General features: G+C 34.5%; 15 protein-coding genes. 2 read left to right on the top strand and 13 right to left on the bottom strand.

Annotated features, from left to right (window positions below; translation table 11 throughout):
- Window positions 1-105: 105 nt before the first annotated feature.
- The 11 genes from hutH to CN601_RS07300 all read right to left on the bottom strand — a co-directional run bounded on the left by hutH (window position 106) and on the right by CN601_RS07300 (window position 15,574).
- On the bottom strand, window positions 106-1,665 hold the full coding sequence (gene hutH / locus CN601_RS07355; RefSeq protein ID WP_098170639.1) for a histidine ammonia-lyase: 1,560 nt from the start codon (window positions 1,663-1,665) through the stop codon (window positions 106-108).
- 32 nt (window positions 1,666-1,697) lie between these two features.
- Window positions 1,698-3,065 carry an MFS transporter gene (locus tag CN601_RS07350; protein ID WP_257131641.1) on the bottom strand — a complete coding sequence of 456 codons (1,368 nt, stop codon included), beginning with the start codon at window positions 3,063-3,065 and terminating at the stop codon, window positions 1,698-1,700.
- Between the two features lie 950 nt (window positions 3,066-4,015).
- Entirely contained in the window at window positions 4,016-5,149 is a 1,134-nt protein-coding gene (solA, locus tag CN601_RS07340) for an N-methyl-L-tryptophan oxidase (RefSeq protein ID WP_098170637.1), read from the bottom strand.
- Window positions 5,150-5,308: 159 nt separating this feature from the next.
- Window positions 5,309-6,601, bottom strand: a complete 1,293-nt coding sequence (murC, locus tag CN601_RS07335; RefSeq protein WP_098119524.1) for a UDP-N-acetylmuramate--L-alanine ligase — start codon at window positions 6,599-6,601, stop codon at window positions 5,309-5,311.
- A 304-nt stretch (window positions 6,602-6,905) separates the two neighbouring features.
- Window positions 6,906-8,021, bottom strand: coding sequence for a nicotinate phosphoribosyltransferase (locus CN601_RS07330; RefSeq protein WP_098170636.1), 1,116 nt, complete (start codon window positions 8,019-8,021; stop codon window positions 6,906-6,908).
- A gap of 97 nt (window positions 8,022-8,118) precedes the next feature.
- A complete protein-coding gene (locus tag CN601_RS07325; RefSeq protein ID WP_098170635.1) occupies window positions 8,119-11,736 on the bottom strand; it encodes a DNA translocase FtsK in 3,618 nt (1,205 codons plus the stop codon).
- 299 nt (window positions 11,737-12,035) lie between these two features.
- Complete coding sequence (gene ytpR / locus CN601_RS07320) at window positions 12,036-12,641, bottom strand: YtpR family tRNA-binding protein (RefSeq protein ID WP_098119527.1); 606 nt, start codon at window positions 12,639-12,641, stop codon at window positions 12,036-12,038.
- A 14-nt stretch (window positions 12,642-12,655) separates the two neighbouring features.
- A complete protein-coding gene (locus CN601_RS07315; protein ID WP_373604961.1) occupies window positions 12,656-13,453 on the bottom strand; it encodes a DUF1444 family protein in 798 nt (265 codons plus the stop codon).
- A gap of 17 nt (window positions 13,454-13,470) precedes the next feature.
- On the bottom strand, window positions 13,471-13,788 hold the full coding sequence (locus CN601_RS07310) for a thioredoxin family protein (protein ID WP_098119528.1): 318 nt from the start codon (window positions 13,786-13,788) through the stop codon (window positions 13,471-13,473).
- A gap of 71 nt (window positions 13,789-13,859) precedes the next feature.
- Complete coding sequence (locus CN601_RS07305; protein ID WP_098170634.1) at window positions 13,860-14,375, bottom strand: DUF84 family protein; 516 nt, start codon at window positions 14,373-14,375, stop codon at window positions 13,860-13,862.
- A gap of 128 nt (window positions 14,376-14,503) precedes the next feature.
- Window positions 14,504-15,574: a M42 family metallopeptidase gene (locus tag CN601_RS07300; RefSeq protein WP_098119530.1), complete on the bottom strand. Its 1,071-nt coding sequence runs from the start codon at window positions 15,572-15,574 to the stop codon at window positions 14,504-14,506.
- Window positions 15,575-15,735: 161 nt separating this feature from the next.
- On the opposite strand from CN601_RS07300, the gene CN601_RS07295 reads away from it, so the two are divergent.
- A complete protein-coding gene (locus tag CN601_RS07295; RefSeq protein WP_056473349.1) occupies window positions 15,736-16,047 on the top strand; it encodes a PepSY domain-containing protein in 312 nt (103 codons plus the stop codon).
- A 14-nt stretch (window positions 16,048-16,061) separates the two neighbouring features.
- Here the strand turns inward: CN601_RS07295 and CN601_RS07290 are convergent, their stop codons facing one another.
- The gene (locus CN601_RS07290; RefSeq protein WP_098170633.1) at window positions 16,062-16,904 is read right to left on the bottom strand and encodes a YtnP family quorum-quenching lactonase; all 843 of its coding nucleotides are present in this window, start codon (window positions 16,902-16,904) and stop codon (window positions 16,062-16,064) included.
- Window positions 16,905-17,226: 322 nt separating this feature from the next.
- Between CN601_RS07290 and CN601_RS07285 the strand changes: the two genes are divergently transcribed.
- Complete coding sequence (locus CN601_RS07285; protein ID WP_098170632.1) at window positions 17,227-18,009, top strand: class I SAM-dependent methyltransferase; 783 nt, start codon at window positions 17,227-17,229, stop codon at window positions 18,007-18,009.
- 79 nt (window positions 18,010-18,088) lie between these two features.
- On the opposite strand, the gene trmB is transcribed toward CN601_RS07285, so the two are convergent.
- Window positions 18,089-18,730 (bottom strand): tRNA (guanosine(46)-N7)-methyltransferase TrmB, encoded by a 642-nt coding sequence (gene trmB, locus CN601_RS07280; protein WP_098119533.1) that lies wholly within the window; start codon window positions 18,728-18,730, stop codon window positions 18,089-18,091.
- Between the last annotated feature and the right edge of the window lie 7 nt (window positions 18,731-18,737).

Genomic DNA, 18,737 nt, shown 5'->3' with positions numbered 1-18,737 from the left:
ATTTTTTAGTGTCTTAGTTGAGCGATTATTAGTAAATTTGAACTTTGAATAAATGAAAAAAAAGAAGCAGTTGTACTCTAGAGTATAACTGCTTCTTTAACATTTTCATAATTCCATGACACCTATTTTCTCTTCAACAAGTGAAATAATTTCACCTTCATGAATCAGATGACAAATTATCTCAATATCCGAATAAAAATATCGGTCCTCTTCGACTGTTGGAACTTGATTTCTAATTAACTGGTGAATACTTGCCGTTACTGTTGATGGTTTTAATGCATCATGGAAATCTAGAGCCTGTGACGCAACCATCAGCTCGATTGCTAAAATATGCTCAAGTTTTTTAGAAATCTGATATGCTTTTCTAGTAGCATAGTATGCAAAGCTAACAACATCTTCTTGATTAGCACATGTAGGTGTATTATCAATTGTTGCTGGATGCGAAAGAACTCTTATTTCATTAAGCAGCCCCGCCACAGTATATTGCGGAATCATATAGCCACTGTTTAAACCAGGATTGGCAACTAAAAAACTTGGAAGTTCACTTACATGATAATTTACTAGTCGATCGATACGACGCTCAGTAATTTTGGCTAGATTTGCCATTGCTATACACATCGTATCAGCATCAATTCCTATATAAGAGGCGTCAAAATTCCCGCCCATTAATGCAATGCCGTCTTCTTCCTCCGGCCATATAATCGGATTATCACTTGAAGAAAACATTTCATTTTTTATATTTTCCAAAGTATTTTTAAATACTTTTTTAACTGCACCATGAACTTGTGGTATACATCTTAAACTAAGTGCATCTTGTAATCGATAGTCTTTATACTGCTTTGCGATCTCACTATCATTTAAAATCTTAGAAATGATTCGAGCAGTATTTGCTTGTTCTTTATGTTTTTTTACCGAGTGAAGACGCGGATCTAAAGCATTTATCGTGCCTTTAAGTGCTTCTAATGACAAGGCTCCTGCGACATCTGCTGTTTTTACAGCTTGAATTGCATTATAGTTAGAAAGTATTGCAAATGCCGTTACTGAAGTAGTACCACTTAAAAGCGCTAATCCTTCTTTGCATTCTAAAGTGACTGGGCTTAGTTCAGTCCTCTCCAATGCTTCAATACCACTCAGTAACTCGCCTTTATACCACGCTTTTCCTTCACCCATTAAAACTAATGCCATATGTGCCTCAGGAGATAAATATGCAACTGAACCATCACCGGGAACAAAAGGCAATATATCATTGTTCAGCAGTGAAGCAATTAACTCTAAAACTTCTATTCGAACTCCTGAATAGCCATGTCCTATGTTATTTAAAATCATTAATTGAATAGCTCTTACTACTTCTTTTTCAAGTGGCTCACCTACAGAAACAGCATGAGATCGGACGATATTACGTTGAAGAGTATGTGCATCTTCCTTAGAAATCACTTCTGTAACATTGCTTCCAAAGCCAGTAGTTACTCCATAAACTGCTCGTTCTTCTTCAAGGAACTTTTCAATTAAATTACGAGAATGATTTATTCTTAGAATGTAGTTTTCTGTGAATGATACTTTTGCTCCATATCTTGCAACTGCAATCACTTCGTTTATCGACAACTCATGATCTCCAAGAATAACCTCTTTAATATTTTTTGGATGAATAAAATCGTTCTTGGCCATCACTTACACCTCTTAATAATGAATATCTTTGTTTAATGGATCGATACTGATTGTTTATTCGTTTCAACTAAATCCTCTTCAAGTAAAGGATTACTAGCTTCATTTAATGATAGTGATTTTGTCTCAGGTGCCCAAGCGATTGAAACAATCGTACCAATAAATAAAATGATAGACATACCAATCATTGAAGGTGCCATTCCCATTGAACTAACACTTATAGGTAATAAGAAAGTCCCAATAGCTGACCCAATTCTACTAACTGCTGTTGTCAATCCAACTCCAGTTCCACGAACCTCTGTAGGAAATAATTCAGCAGGATAAACTAACGTTAAATTAGATGCTGCAGACATTACAAAAGTAAAGATTGCAAAGACAATGATTGCGATTGTATGTAGTCCTGGCGGTAAAACTGTTAAAGCAAATAATGAAATCGTTAAAATAATAAATGTATTAATTGTAAATCCTCTACGAGTTAATTTTTCAGTGCACCAAACACCAGCAACCGCCCCTACTAAAAGGAACAAGTTCAGTACCATATCTACACCAAATGTTTCTTCAAATCCCAACTTACTTAAAATAGTTGGTAGAAACGTATAGATTGCAAAATAAGGAACTACTTGACACATATAAAAAAGCGATCCGAATGTCGTACGTTTCCAAAGCTGTTTATTAAATAAATCCGTAACTTTGTATGCTTGTTTAGAATGAGTACCAACTGTTTCATCCATTATAGCATTTTCACCAATATACTTCCGAACGATGGCACGTGCTTCTTCAACACGACCCATTTTTAATAACCAAAGTGGAGACTCCGGTGTACCAAAACGTAACAGTAAGACAATCAAACCAGGAAGTGCAGCACTTACTAGCATCCAACGCCATGCGTCTGGACCCGTTTTTTCTAAGTAATAGCCTACTAGATTTGAGGCTACATATCCAACTGTCCATAAAACGTTTAATGAAGATAATAGCATCCCTCTATACTTTCTAGGTGCAAACTCCGCAAGTAAAGTTGATCCTACAGCATAATCCCCACCAAGTGCTACACCTATTAAAATCCTTAATGCAAAGAGCGTATATGGATCGTGAACAAAAAACTGCAGGGCTGATGCGATTGTAATAATCACAAAGTTTGCTAAATATATTTTCTGCCTACCAATGCGATCTGATAATCCGCCTAAAAACAAACTACCGAAAAAAAGTCCGATTAAAGCAGAACTACCGATTAACCCTTCCCAAACTGAATTTAACTTCATTTGTGGGCCAAGTAGCGAAAGTGCCATGCCTATAATTCCTAATGCATAGCCGTCTGAAAAATTCGATCCAAACGTAAGCGCAGTAATCCGAATATGAAATTTATTAAGCGGTGCATCATCCATCATAAATGTTTTTTCCTTCAAAAAAATACCCCCTTATTTAACTATTTAGATAAAATTAAGTCTTAAAAAATAGTAAGTAATAAATAACTACTTACTTTATGTTCATAAAGCGCTTACAAAATATTCTTTATATTTAATAAATTATAATAATTACTCATAAAATTATCTCTAGATAAAGTTTCGGATTACTAGCACAATATTGCTGAAATTGGTATATGGGTCTGTTTTGGTAGAAGGATGACGGCATGGGCATAGGGGAAATTTAATAGATTGCTATTTTGTGTACAATCAGATCTATGAATCAGCGTTCTTAGTTCTGATCGTGTTGAAATATAGCTTAGCCAATTTTAGAAAATAAGAACACTTTTTGAACTTTATTGATATAGTTGTGAAATTTGTTGATATAGTTGGAGTTTTTGTTGATATAATGGGAATTTTTGTTGATATAGTAGAATTCTTCGTTGATCTAACGTGGAACTTTGTTGATATTGCGGAATTCTTCGTTGTTCTAACGTGGAGCTTTGTGATATTTCCGGGATTTTGTAAATATAGCGGAGTTCTTTGTCATGAAAATGTGCTATCAATAATAATTTAACGGACAGATCGTTTTTTGATGATTAATTGAACAGACTTTTTGAGATTTTTACTATTTTATTAGTATTTACATTGTTAAGGTTGCTGATCAATTAGTTTTATTGCCTTTCACTCACTCCTTTTCAACGTGATTCATCGACTTATTGTAGTTTTGCCATTTTTTATTGCAGATTTGACTTTTTTATTTGCAGATATACCAAATTTATTTGCAGTTTATCAATTTTTATTTGCACTAGCCCAGATTTATTTGCAGTTTCCCTGATTTTTATTGGAGTTTTCGCTTTTTTAATTGCAGTTTTGCCATATTTATTTGCACGTCCCTCGACCTCAATAATATTAACCTTTTCAATAAATAAAGAGATAACCTATTAGCTATCTCAAAAACGATCTAAAGAAAACATGCTCAAATCAAAGGCAGATTTTTGTTTTGTTACTAGGTCAGCGGTGATTTCTCCTACGACGCTTGCAAATTTAAAGCCGTGTCCAGAGAAGCCTGTGGCAATGATTATATTTTTATTTTCAGGATGCTGATCAATGATAAAATGCTCGTCTGGAGTCATTGTGTATAAGCATGTTTTCCCTTTCAATAGTTTGCCATTGGCGTAAGGCATATACTGACTTAAAAAACTTCGTAAGTCAGCCTCATCTTCTTTGTATTCCCCGAATTCCCTGTTAAATTGATTTGGATCGACATTATGTCCTCCATCATGTCGTCCAATTTTCAGTCCGCTGTTATGAAGATTCGGAAAACCGTAGTAGTGCTCATCAATTAGATCAATCGTGAATGCTGGTAGCGAATTAGAATCATAAAGCTTTTTATCGCATTCAAACCAACCAACTGTTTTACGGGTAGGCATTAGCGGAATATGTAAGCCAGTCTTATCAAGTATTTTCCCAGACCAAGCACCTGCACATACGACAAGTTTATCTGCTGTGTATATAGCATCCTCTGTACGTACAATGGCTATATTTGAATCAATTTCAATATCCACAACTGGCGTGTTTGTTTTAAGCGTATTACCTTCCTGAATATATAACTCTCTATATGCTCTAATACAATCCTCACTAAAAAGGATTCCTGACGATGTTTCTAAGCAGCCTATAAACTCTTCTGGCAAATTCATACCAGGCCATCTAGCATTTATCTCACTGCCATCAAGTATTTCTAGTGGCAATGAAAATTCTTCTGCACTTTTTATTACTTCTTGTGTAAAGGTAGAACCGGGTGCTCCTGCGCATAAAACTCCTGTTTTGGAAAATAATTGTCTTCCAGAAATTTGTTCTAACTCTTCCCATAACTTTTGTGCCCGTAATGCTAATGGTACGTATTCTCTACTTTCTCCGTATGCATGGCGAATGATTCTTGTATCTCCATGGTGGCTACCAAAGCTATGTGGTGGATCAAAGGCATCTATCAATAGTGTATTTTGATTTCTTTTTGACAAATAGTACCCTGCTGCCATTCCCATCGAACCTGCTCCAACAATGATTACTTCATAGTGTTTATTCATTATTTTACTCCTTTACTTGTTTCGCTCGTTTGACATATTCTTTTTACTATTATGATATACCTTCTTTTTAGGAGGAGGAGTTTGGGTATGATATCAATTTTACTGAATTCCAAATAAAAAACCCGTCTATGAATACCTCATAGACGGGTTTACAGTTTTTTAAAGTTTTTCGTAAGCTGCTTGATATTTTTGAATATCACCAGCACCCATAAAAATTAGAACACTATTTTTATGGTTTTGTAAATTGCTGATATTGTCATCAGTTAATAATTCTGCACCTGCGATTTTGCAAGAAAGGTCACTAATTGTTAATGTACCCTTTTCTTCTCTTGCAGATCCAAAAATATCACATAAGTAAACTTTATCTGCTTTTTCTAATGTACTAGCAAACTCATCTAAAAATTTACTTGTTCGTGTAAATGTATGCGGTTGGAAAACAGCTACAATTTCACGTTCAGGATATTTTTGACGTGCAGCTTGAATCGTAGCTTGGATTTCAGTTGGATGATGAGCATAGTCATCGATTAACACCTGATCTCCAAAGCGCTTCTCACTGAAACGACGTTTAACGCCACCATATGTTAATAATCTTGCTTTAATAATCTCTGCATCGATTTCTTCATAATGGCAAAGCGCAATTACTGCTAAAGCATTTAAAATACTATGATCACCATATCCTGTAATTTCAAAAGTAGCATAATACGTATTACGGACGAATACATCAAATGTTGTACCATTTGTATGCTTTTCGATATTACGAGCTTGGAAATCATTGTCCTCGTTAAATCCATAATACATTACAGGTACTTTTGCATAAATACGTTGAAGATGTTCGTCATCTCCGCATGCAATGATACCCTTTTTAACTTGATCAGCCATTTGTTGGAAAGCATCGAATACATCGTCTACACTCTTATAATAATCTGGGTGATCAAAATCAATATTTGTCATGATGCAATAGTCTGGAAAGTATGATAGAAAATGACGACGGTATTCACAAGCTTCAAATACAAAATACTCGCTGTCTTTTTCGCCTTTACCAGTACCATCCCCAATTAAAAAAGAAGTTGGACGCGCACCTGAAACGACATGAGCAAGTAAACCTGTAGTTGAGGTTTTGCCATGTGCTCCAGTAATAGCAACGCTAGTAAATTTATTCATATATTCACCTAAGAATTTATGATAGCGTGCCATCGGGATTCCTTTTTCAATAGCAGCTGCAATTTCTTCATGAGTGTCAGGAAATGCATTACCTGCTATTACAAATTGGCCTTCTTTAATATTTTCTTTATCAAATGGTAAAATCGTAATATTTTTTTTTCGTAATTCATTTTCAGTGAAAAAGTGCTTTTCATAATCTGATCCCTGAACGGTTAAACCAGAATCATGTAAAATTTGTGCCAAAGCACTCATTCCAGTACCTTTGATTCCTACAAAATGGTAAACTGTCATATTAAAAGAACCTCCAAAATCGATCACTAATACAACGGCCTATCTCTTAGACAGTATATGTGTGAATAAAAGAAATGGCATCAATATTTTATAATTTTGATGCGTTATTACTTTGCCGAGTCTAGTTATTATTTAAATGATAACTAACTTAAATTTTTACGCAATTAGTATTATATCACTTTAACCCTCATAGGACTATTTATTTTAAGTCGCACAATAAGGAAATAGATGGAAAGTTAATTACTTTAAGCCATCTATTTATATTAAAATATTATAAGTTTTTAATTAAAACTACTTAACCCCTTTATAATCTAGGGCTCATTTCTACTGTTTCTAGTCGTGGGTTTTCACGAAGCTTTCTTCCTGCTTTTGCTTGCATAATACCATTTAGCGCGACATTATCACCTGTAAAGCCTATGTTAACCTTTAATAAACTTCCGCCGACACCATATAAATCTACTGGTACACCTTGTTTTTCAAATGCTAGAATTCTTTCAACTGTAAATCCACCGCTTACGACAATCTGTACATGATGATACCCTTCTTGATCAAGAGCATTTCGTAAAGCGAAAATTAATGGTGGATTTACCCCCCTCGGATCGAAGCTTCCTAACAAATCAGGATTACCAATAAAATATTGATCAATCATTGTTTTAGAAGTATCTACACGAACGGCTTTTAATTTACTACCAAATTCACGCGCGACTTTTAGTGCATCATTTATCACATCATTATTATAATCTACTAGGACAATTAAATCATCTTGTGGATACACCTCTGTATAAGCACGAGCAGCCTCCACAATATCACCATTATACATTTGAATTAGAGCATGAGGCATTGTACCCATACCTTCATTGCCCCACCACTCATTCATCGCATGGGTTGCTTGCGCAGTAGATCCACCAATAAATGCCGCATAACCGTCACCTGCTTGGGTCGTAAAATGATCATCGCGATCACCCATGAAAATAATAGGCTTTTTAATGCCTGCAGATTTAGCTGAATGTTTTACGTTGTATACATTTGTTGCTACAGATGTACGGCGAGCCAAAATACCATCAATTATTCCTTCTAAATAGCCGAAATCAGCATATTTACCGGTAATCGTTAATACAGTCTCAAACGGTTCAATCTTATCTCCATCCTTTAATGAATGGACAATAAGTTTTTCCGGATTGTCTGCAAAAGTTTGTAAAATAGCAATTGCCTCATCAGTCCCACAAAGTACTGCACTTTCTCTCTGGAAAAATTGCATCGTTACTTCCGTGTCTGGCTTTTTATGTCGAATAATTTCTCTAGTTTTTAAAAAGTATACAGCTGAAAACCAGCCTTCACCGATTCGATCGTCAAATTTAAACGTTTGGTTCGTTAATCGGTTTATTTTACCTTGTAATTTTAAATCTAATTCTTTTTCCATGAATCTTCACCTGCTGAAAAGTATCGTTCTTTTTTTCTAGTATGGGTTAAAAAAACTTTAAAATTCGTTACTTAAATTTTACCGCTTTTCTAATGATTTACTCGGAACGAAACTCCTCAAGTGTAATTAGCACATCACGTGGTTTACTACCATTTTGACTTGATACAATTCCATGATCAAACATTAGGTCAATTAATCTAGCTGCACGGTTATATCCAATTCGGTAACGTCTTTGTAGCATTGAAACAGAAGCACCTTTTTGATCAATTACAAACTCAACTGCTTCATCAAAAAGTTCATCATCGACATCCTGTGCGTCCGCCTTTGCAACAAGCTCCTCTTGGTTAAATAAGTAATTCGGTTTTTGTTGGTCTTTTACAATCTCTACAACATGTTCGATTTCATCATCTGATACATAAACTCCTTGTAATCGAATTGCTTGAGATTTTCCATTATCTAAGAATAACATATCTCCTCGCCCAAGTAACTTTTCAGCTCCGCCAATATCGATAATTGTTCTAGAATCTACTTGTGAGGATACCGTAAATGCAATACGTGTCGGTATATTTGATTTAATAATCCCTGTAATAACGTCAACTGAAGGACGTTGAGTCGCAACGAGCAAATGAATTCCGCAAGCTCTAGCTTTTTGAGCAATACGGCAAATATAAGTTTCTACATCTCCAGGAGATACCATCATTAAATCTGCTAGCTCGTCTATAATAATGACTAAGTACGGTAACTCATCATTATAAGCACCTTTTTTCTTCGCCAAATCGTTGAATCGTTTTATATCCCTTGCGCCAGCATGAGCAAATAAATCATAACGGCGATCCATTTCTTCACAAGCCCACTTTAAAGCTGCAGTCGCTGCTCTAGCATCAGTAATGACTGGAGAAATTAAATGTGGAATATGATTGTATGGTGCAAGCTCAACCATTTTTGGGTCAATTAATATTAATTTCACTTCATGAGGTTTCGCCTTATATAAAATGCTTACTAGAATTGAATTAATACATACACTCTTTCCTGAACCAGTGGCACCTGCAATTAGACCGTGTGGCATTTTTGAAATATCGGCATAGACAGGCTCACCGCCTATATCTAGACCAAGAGCAACAGTTAAAGGCGATTCGCTTTGCAAAAATTTCTCCTGGCTTACCAATTCCCTTAAATACACAGGCTTGCTCTCTTTATTTGGTACTTCTATTCCAATAGCACTTCGCCCAGGAATTGGCGCCTCAATTCGAATATCCCTAGCCGCTAAGCTTAATTTAATATCATCTTGTAAGTTTGTTATTTTATTAACTTTAACACCAGGTTCGGGCTGTACTTCGAATCGGGTTACTGTTGGACCTTGAGTTGCAGCAATTACCCTAGCTCCTACATTAAAATTGTGTAGTGTTTCTTGTAGTAACTGTTTTTGGTCTTCAACCCAATCTCCATCATTAAATTGTTCCATTGGAGGTTCGATTAATAAATCTAACTCTGGTAATTGGTATAGTACCGGTGGCATACTTGGTAACTCTTCAATTAATATTTTTTCTTCATTATTTTCTACAGACTCTACTTTTAAGCTTATTTCGATTTCACTTTTTTCACTGCCAACTTCAAGTTCTTGCCTAGGCTGAACTTCTTCATTAACAATTACTTCAACAATTTCTTCACTTTGTTGAACTTCAGTCTGTGAAGGTAAAATTTCAGTTTGTTCATTCTTGCTAGCATTCTCAATCACTTGGTCATTTTGCTTTGAATCGACTTCATCACTAATCTTTTCAATCGTTGCAGCAGATTCATTCTGTAACTCACGAAGCTGTTTCATTATTTTTGCTTTTCTCGTTGCTTCAACATCACTACGAAGCATCATGACATTAAAAGGAAAATGACGTTTTTTCTCGCGTTTTTCAACTGTACTAGCTTTTACTTCATCAGTTGAATGAGAAATTGAACTTTGAGTTTCAACTGGACTCTCTACATTGCTTGAAAGTACTTCATCTGAAGTTTCTTGCTGTACTACCGCTTCTTTGACATCATCAAATTCAAGATTCGATTCAACTACTTCTTGAGATTCGTTTACTATATTTTCAATGGATTGGGTAGTAGCTACATTTTCTGTTTGCTGCTCATTTACATCAGACATGCTATTTTCAATCGTAATCTCTTCAGTATGTTGATCTAATTCAATGATTTGGGTAGTAGCTACATTTTCTGTCTTCTGCTCATTTACATCAGACATGCTATTTTCGTTCGTAAACTCTTCAGTATGATGATTTAATTCAATGTTTTCGACTTCATTTTCATCAATCTTGACCATACTTTCGACTTCTTGTTCGTTTGAATCATCCACTTCATCAAAAAGTAGACTAGTAGTATCTTGATGTACTATTTCATTCTCATTAGAAGTTAGGACTGTCTCTTTTATCTCTTCTTCATCCTCTATTTCAAAAGTAGGTGGATTAGATTGTACTACCATCGGTTCAATTTGTGGAGTCTCAATCTGTTTAACTTCTTCTTTATTTACTATTTCATTTTGCAGTGACTCAAATTGTACCACTTCATTTTGATGAGTTTCAGTTATTCCGCCTTTAACTTCATCTGTATATTCAGTTTCACTTTGAAGTAGATCAAGTGGTTCCTCTTCGTTTTTCACTTCTAATACATTTTCAATTGTTTCTAGTTGTTCCTCTTTAATTTCTTCTTTTTCAGCAACGTTTAACGTTTCATTTATGTCTTCTGTTTTCTCACTTAAATCACTATTTTGACTGTTAAAGGAATCACTAAGACTAAGCTCTTCCATAACCATATTATTTTGTACTACTTCTTCTTTTTCTGTTGAAGTTTGAAGTAGATCAAGTGGTTCCTCTTCGTTTTTCACTTCTAGTACATTTTCAATTGTTTCTAGTTGTTCCTCTTTAATTTCTTCTTTTTCAGCAACGTTTAACGTTTCATTTATGTCTTCTGTTTTCTCACTTAAATCACTATTTTGACTGTTAAAGGAATCACTAAGCTCTTCCATAATCATATTATTTTGTACTACTTCTTCTTTTTCTGTCGAAGTTTCATTTACTGTTTCTTTCTCTTCTTTTATGGTTGGTTTTTGATACCCATAAATTGGTGAAATATATTCACTTGGACGAAATGGTGTTTTTCTTTTCGGTTTAAAGACAATATCAACCTTTTCTTCTTTTTCTTCCATTGATGGTTCTTCATTGTTAATTACAGTTGAATTTTTATTAAGTCGACTAGTTAAATTACTATGTTCATTCCGACTAGTTAAATTACTATGTTCATTTCGGCTAGTTAAATTACTATGTTCATTTCGACTAGTTAAATTACTATGTTCATTTCGACTAGTTAAATTACTATGTTCATAATGACTACTGCCAAAACTATTCTTTTGATTATATGTAGGTTGATTATTTTCTCGTTTTATTGTATTTGTCGTTTGCTGTAATTTTTGCCAAAAATCATCTTGTCTTTCTTGTCGAGATACTGAAACTGGCTCAACTTTTGTTTCTTTTATAGGATTTGTCTTCGTTAATTCTTCATCTAATTCGATTGGAAATCTAAATTTCGGACGCTCAAGAAAAGCGTTTCTATTTCTTTCGATAGAGTGTGATTGATATACTTTCTCCTCAACAGGCTCATCTTTAATCTCTTCTTCAATCTCATTAAGGCTATTTGCCTTAAAAAGGCTTTTTAACCAATTTTTCATTTTTCTCACTCTCTCTATTTCTATTCGTACCTTTTATTTTACCATGTGACATAGTGACAAAAAACACATTATTATTACATTTTGTGCTATTACAAACATATTTCGATATCTAGTATGTCAGACCGTTGACAAATGCTCGCCTTCATCATTCATTCACTTGTTTTATTACTGTATGACATTAAGCAGAGTGAGCGATGCCTATCTAGAAACTTAAAACATTTCAATGCTTTATTAAACATAGCTCCAATAAAAAAAAATGCTAGAACCAAGTTATGGTCTAGCATTTATTTGTTATTTAATTAGTTAAAAAAAGCTTTCCCAATTTCTGCATCAGCTTCTAAAACTAAAATGCCTTTTTCTTGTGGAGCGTCTGGTAAGTCAAGCTCACGTGCCGAACAGATCATTCCGAATGAATCAACTCCACGTAAATTAGCATCTTTAATAACTAAACCTGATGGCATTACTGCACCAACCTTTGCAACGACAACTTTTTGTCCTTGATCAACATTCGGTGCGCCACAAACAATTTGTAATTCTTCAGTACCAACATCTACTTTACAAATGTTTAATTTATCAGCATTTGGATGTTTTTCTTTTTCGATTACATATCCGATGACAAATTTAGGAGAAAGGTCTAATACTAGTTTATCTTCAAACCCTTCTTTTTCTAATAATTCATTTATTGTATTTACAATATGTTCAGTGATTGTCACAACACCGTTTTCTTGAACATCTACATATGTTGATGCTTCAAATACGTTAATTGCAACAGTTTCATTTGTAACTACACTATAAACACGTGCAATATTCCCTTTTCGTTCAACTTGGCGATCTTCTGATGGAATTTGTTTTAATGTGATTAAAAGCGTATCGCCAATTCCTTCTTTGTTATAAAAAATATTCACAGATTTCTTCCTCTCTATTGCTTCTTTTGTTTCCCTAAAATAAATACTGGCATTAATTTATCGTTTTCGTAAGCAAACGATAATGATGTAATTGGTATTTTCCCACTTGCAAAGAAACTCATATTCATTTGCGCCATTATATCATAACCTATGTTATTTCGAATGTCAGCAAGGATTAGCACGTCTCCATGAGGGATTCCTACTAATAATTCACCTTTAATTTTCGATTGAATTTCTTTAATAAATAAACTGTTCAATACTCTGCTTGCATCGTATCCATCATTTGTTCGGATAAAATAAAAAGTATTATCTGCAACAACGTCTTCTTTCACTTGAACAGGCATCTTTTGTAAATTAACAATAGCAATCGAATGAATCTGCTCTTTTGTATAGCCAGATTTGACTAATAAATTTTCATCGATTAATTGGTATGTTTTATCTGAATCAATAGCATAGTAGATTCTAGTTTCTGCTGTATGTTCAGTTGTTACGAAAGAGTTGCCTTCTTCCTTTTCAGTTGGGAATGAAGTAGCTCGAATAACAGGTCGAATCTGCTCTTTGAGGAATGCGGCTTGAGAATGCATAGCCAAAAGAGCTTCTTTTATATAGTAAATTAATTCATTAAATGCCGCTTCACCATCTGCTTCATACTTTGCTACTGCACTGTTTAAAGAGACACTCATTCCTTTTTTACTTTCAATCCCTTCAATTCGAAGGTCTTCTTTTTCACGATCGTATATAAAACGCCATTCTTCATTTCCAAGGCGATTTTCTATCATTTTTTTTATGTCTAGCGTTGTTTTTTTAGCCAATTGTTTTACCTACCTTATTAACCTCTTAATCCTTCAAGAAACTCTTCTACTTGTTCCTTGGTTTTACGGTCTTTATTTACATATCGTCCAATTTCTTCACCTTTATTGAATGCTACAAAGCTTGGTATTCCAAAGATATCTAGGTTTTGACATACCTCAATGAATTGATCACGGTCTACATAATAAAACGTAAAATCTTTATTTTCATCGATTATTTCTTGGAAGAACATATCTAAAAATCTGCAGTCTGGGCACCAATTTGCTGAAAATTGGAATACCACTTTTTCCCCTTGTTTTGCTTGTTCGAATTGCTCAACTGAAGTAATTTTTTCCATTCTGTTTCCCTCGCTTAATTCGTTTTCTTTTATTTTACTTTATTTTTATCGATATGCAAAAAGGACGGCTTTCAAATCGTTTTTTCTTTAAGTTTTTTGAATTCATACTGTCCTAATAATAGCTCACAAATATGTTCAAAAATTTGCGTTCTTGTAATTCGACCATTTGTAAAAATACCTACTGCCCCTTCTTTACTACGAATATCTTTTTCATTCGTATAATGTTCCATTAAAACAGCCAATTCAGTGCCGTTTTGCAATTCGCTTATAAATTCGCTTGGCAGTATAATCTTTGCACCGCTTGCTAAAACGACATCATTTTCATAAACAAGTGCACCCCAGTTACAAAGGAACAGTTTATCGTTTTCAATAATCACTCCACCTTCTAATCCAATACCAATTTCAGATCCACCTGCCAATCGAGCGTTATGCGCTCTGTTTACAGCGCCATTCATCGTTTCTAGATCTGTCAAAGGTTGATTCGAAACATTTGATGGAACATTGATCCCTGATACTGAAAAATCTTTAAATACAATTTGTACTGCTCCTACTTTTGTAGGATTAAGTGAGCCGATCGTTATTTTCATTGCTATTACCTCGCTCATTTGAATTTCTTATATCACATTCTCTTTATGAGTATCGCCCCGTTCAATTTAGACTAATCTCTTTTATTGCTCAAAAAAGAAAAGAAGCCCCAATGCTGAGGCTCCTTAGCTTAATAATTACGCAGTGTTTCAACAGTAGTTTTATCAGTCGCTTTAACTAGTTTAACAAGTAATTCTTTCGCAGCTAAATAATCATCAACATGAATAATTGAAGCCGCTGTGTGAATGTAGCGTGAACAAATACCAATTACAGCAGAAGGTACACCATCGTTTGAAACATGTACTCGTCCAGCATCTGTTCCACCTTGTGATACAAAGTATTGATAAGGTATATTATTCGTTTCTGCAGTATCTAAAATAAATTCACGAATTCCTTTATGTGTAACCATCGTACGGTCTAAAATTCGTAGTAAAACACCTTTACCTAATTGACCAAATTCAGATTTCGCACCCGACATATCATTTGCAGGGCTCGCATCAAGTGCATAAAAAATATCAGGTTTAATCATATTTGCTGCAGTTTGTGCGCCTCTAAGTCCAACTTCTTCTTGAACAGTAGCACCTGAATATAAAATATTAGGTAATGTTTCATTTTGAACTTCTTTTAATAATTCGATCGCAAGTCCACAACCGTAACGGTTATCCCAAGCTTTAGCCATAATTTTTTTCTCATTAGCCATAGGCGTAAAAGGACATACAGGTACAATTTGTTGACCTGGACGAATACCAATATTTAAGGCATCCTCTTTGTTATCTGCACCGATATCAATTAACATATTTTTTATGTCCATTGGTCTAGCTCTTAGCTCATCGCTTAATAAATGCGGAGGAATTGAACCAATTACTCCGATAACCGGACCTTGGTCTGTCATAATTTGAACTCTTTGAGCAAGCAATACTTGACTCCACCAACCTCCTAGTGGTTGAAATCTTAACATCCCGTTTTCCGTAATTTGAGTAACCATGAATCCAACTTCATCCATATGTCCCGCTACCATTACAGTAGGTCCATCTTCAGTTCCACGTTTAACTCCAAAAATACTTCCTAGGCGATCTTGTACAATTTCATTCGTATATTTCTCAAGTTCTTTTCTCATAAAATGACGAACTTCATGCTCAAATCCTGATGCACCTTGTAATTCTGTTAAAAACTTAAAAAGCTGTAGAGTATCTTGATTCATATTTTCGTTCCTCTCTATACAAAACATATCTTCCATTTTTTATTTTATCTAAAAATAACATATAATACCAATGCTAAACGTTGAAAAGTTGCCTCTATTTGACTAAGATAAGTAGTAGAATATTTATTCAAGCGCATAATACTTAAATAGAGGTGGTACAAATGAAACTTAAACGCGTCCTAATTGGCTTAGGTTTAGGTGTTGCTGGTGGTCTATATTTACAAAAAAAATTATCTTCACAATATATTCCAGCAGAAAAAGCATTAAAAACAATTAAACCAGTGTTTCTTTCATATGGCAATGTAACTGGAACTTGGATTCACTCAGAACCAAAGTGGGCTGACTTACCAGATTATGAAGGTGATGTTTATGAAGGTGGTTTTACAGTAGTAGAATCAGACAATGATACTACTAACTATTCATTCATCATTAATGCTGTAAACGGCGAGCTAATTTCAGCTCAAATTGTTTAAAAACGATATACAAATTATTTGGAGCGTTCGATCGACTGTAATACTTGTCCTTCAGCGCTCCATTTTATTGCTCTATACACATCATCGTGATAAAAGGTAAACCAAGAATTTTTTTGCATTCCAAAATTGACCCATTTTTCTTTTGCATAAATTGATGTCATTGGATAATCATCATACGCCATCACCCATAACGGAGATTGATGCGCATGTGTAGGCATTAAATCCCCCATATGCAATAATAGTTCATTCTCAGTTTCTATTTTAATAATGCTATGTCCATCGCTATGGCCACCTGTATGGATAATCGTTATTTCATCTGATAGAACATATTCATTTTCAAATGTAATAATTTGATCTTGAATCGCTTCCCAATTTTCTTTCCAATATGTATTATTTGAACGGATATTAGGATTTCTCATCTCATCCCATTCGATTTCGGAAGTAATAATTTTTGCCTTTGAAAACACAGGTTTAAATTCACCGTTTTCAAATTTCGTTAATCCACTTGCATGATCAAAATGCAAATGAGTCATTATGACATAATCGATATCATCTAGCTTTAATCCATGCTTCGCTAATGATTCTTCGATTGCAGAATCCTCTGTTACCCCAAAATTTCTTTTTTGCTTTTCATTTAATTTGTTCACACCAATTCCGCTATCAATGATAATATTTAAACCATTTGTTTGAATAAATACTGGATCAGTTCGTAATGGAATTTGGTTCTTTTCATTAACAACATACTTTTTAGACCAAAGTGCTTTTGGAACAACTCCAAACATCGCTCCACCATCTAATTGGGTGTTTCCTCCAGTAAGCCACTGAATTGTACAAGTTCCAATCTTTAATAGCTCCATACTAATCCCCCTTCTATTTTAATAGACGTAAATATTATACCACTTTTTTAAATTTACTGAATATTATAAGCCTGGGTTAAGGAAAAGATAAGTGAATTCAGGAATGAGCGAGTTTGCTTTCTGTTTATTTAGCTAAAAATTTTAAAATTTAACATTCAAAATCTATATCAAAAATGGCAATTTGAGTCAAATGAAAAATAGTAAATCATAAGAATAACTTATCAACATTCATAAACAAATGGTAATTTCCTTATTGTTTAAGGTGGATTAAGATGGATTTGAGTAAACATAATTAACGTGCAAAATGAGAGGAGAAAAGAGAATGGCAGACAAAGAATTCATCAAACAGCGTGTTCAAGGTCAATTTGGTAAAAATGCAGAAAAGTACGTTTTAAGTGAAGGTCATGCGAATGGTGAGGATCTTATTAATGCAGTTACATTCTTGCAACCCACGCTTGAAGATGTCGTACTTGATATCGCTACTGGGGGTGGACATGTAGCAAAGACATTGGCACCATTTGTGAAAAACGTAACTGCAACAGACATAACAGAGAAAATGCTTGAAACTACACGTATCCACTTGACCGAAAAGGGCATACAGAATGTAACCTATGTATTGGCTGATGCAGAGGAACTTCCATTTTTAAAGAACTCATTTGACATTGTCACTTGTCGTATCGCCCCCCATCATTTTCCAAACCCAGATGCATTTATTCGGGAAGTCTCACGCGTATTGCGACCAAATGGACGATTCCTATTAATTGACAATATCGTACCTAATGACAAAACATTGTCCGATTTTATCAATCTTGCTGAAGCAATTAGGGACCCAAGTCACGTCAAATGTCTTACTAAAGCCCAGTGGAGAACATTATTTGAGGAACATGGGCTCAAAGTAGAACAAGACATTCTAAGAAAGAAAAAACATCCTTTTAATTCCTGGCTAGATAGAATGGCCCCAACTGAAGCTCATAAATTGGCGGTTACGTCTATGCTCCTACAAGCTCCAGAAAATATTCGATCTTATTATAATATCATTATAGAAGACGAGACGATCATTAGTTTTGAAACAGATCAATGGAGCGCACTCGCAACCAAACAGTAGAAGATAAAAAAAGCAGGATATCAGGTCAAGAAAGTCTTATAAAGCCTTTCTCTAGCCCTTATCCTGCTTTTCCTTATCCTTACTTTCTATACGCAGCTTCTACTCGATAAATGCGGTTACCTTTTGACGAGAATTTTTCTTCGTATTCTGTCATGATATTGCCTTCGAACTCACTGTTATGAAGGTCTAAACTTAAGAAATGCATCGTCATTCCATAGTTAGCCATACTCATAATTGAAAATTCAAATAAACTTTGATTATCTGTTTTAAAATGAATTTCTCCATCATTTTTTAAAATTTGTTGATACATACTTAAAAACGTTTTATATGTTAATCGACGCTTTTCATGACGAACTTTTGGCCATGGATCAGAGAAATTTAAATAAACTCGATCTATTTCTCCGTCTGCAAAGAAATCCGTTAATTTTTGAGCATCTACATTTAAAAGTTTTAAATTTGGAACTTCCGCTTCAATTAATTTATCTAAAGCATCTGAAACTACACTTGTATACTTCTCAATTCCAATATAGTTAATATGAGGATTGGCTTTTGCCATACCTATCATAAAACGGCCTCTTCCAGTACCAACTTCAATATGAATCGGTTGGTCATTTTGGAATACATCTTTCCAATTTCCTTTTTGCTCGCTCGGATTTGGAATTACATAATGAGCATATTGCTTTATTTGATCTGCCGCGCCGGGCTTATGTCTTAATCTCATAAGTTTT

Origin of the sequence: Bacillus sp. AFS017336 (assembly GCF_002555445.1) — a bacterium.
Classification (GTDB): domain Bacteria; phylum Bacillota; class Bacilli; order Bacillales; family Bacillaceae_G; genus Gottfriedia.
This window is presented reverse-complemented; position numbering and strand designations above follow the sequence as displayed.